The sequence below is a fragment of the Thermodesulfobacteriota bacterium genome (genome assembly GCA_026415035.1).
In the GTDB taxonomy this organism is placed as follows: Bacteria; Desulfobacterota; BSN033; order BSN033; family UBA1163; genus RBG-16-49-23.
In genome coordinates this window covers 1-615 of record JAOAHX010000060.1, presented here as the reverse complement: position 1 = coordinate 615, position 615 = coordinate 1, and the positions used below count along the sequence as shown (strand labels likewise).

The following is a 615-nucleotide window of genomic DNA, read 5'->3' as shown; positions in this document are numbered from 1 at the left end:
GCTTAAGAGACCGCCATAGATCAGGGTGGCCACCACCGAGATGAATTGGATGAGGACCTGAACGCCCATGCTCTCGATGCCAGGAGCAAAGCCGGCACCGCCAAGGGCAGGTGAGGCAAAGACACCGGTGAGTAGGGCACCGACGATCCCTGCGACCCCGTGTACGCCCCAAACATCCAGGGCATCGTCATAACCGAGCTTGCGCTTGATCTTGGTTGAGGCGATAAAGGCAAGGAGCGAGCCGGCAAAACCGATGACGACGGCCCCCAGGGGTCCAGCGGTACCAGAGGCCGGGGTGATGGCCACCAGACCGGCCACGGCCCCGGTGGCGATCCCAAGCACCGATGGCTTGCCATGGCTGACCCACTCGGCAAACATCCAGGTCAGGGCCGCCGAGGCGGTAGCCAACTGGGTGACCGTCAGCGCCATCCCGGCGATCTGGTCGGCGGCCAGCTCAGAGCCGGCATTGAACCCAAACCAACCGACCCAGAGCATCGAGGCCCCAGCGACCGTCAGCCCCAGGTTATGCGGCGGCATAGCGGTCGTGGGATAACCCTTGCGCGGCCCAAGCACCAAGGCGGCCATCAGACCCGCGATCCCGGCATTGATATGCAC

Annotated in this window: 1 protein-coding gene; it reads right to left on the bottom strand. The window is 64.4% G+C overall.

What is annotated here, in order from left to right; all coding sequences use genetic code 11:
• Positions 1-615 (bottom strand): ammonia channel protein (locus N3G78_14860; GenBank protein MCX8119196.1); only part of this gene is annotated, 615 nt, incomplete at both ends.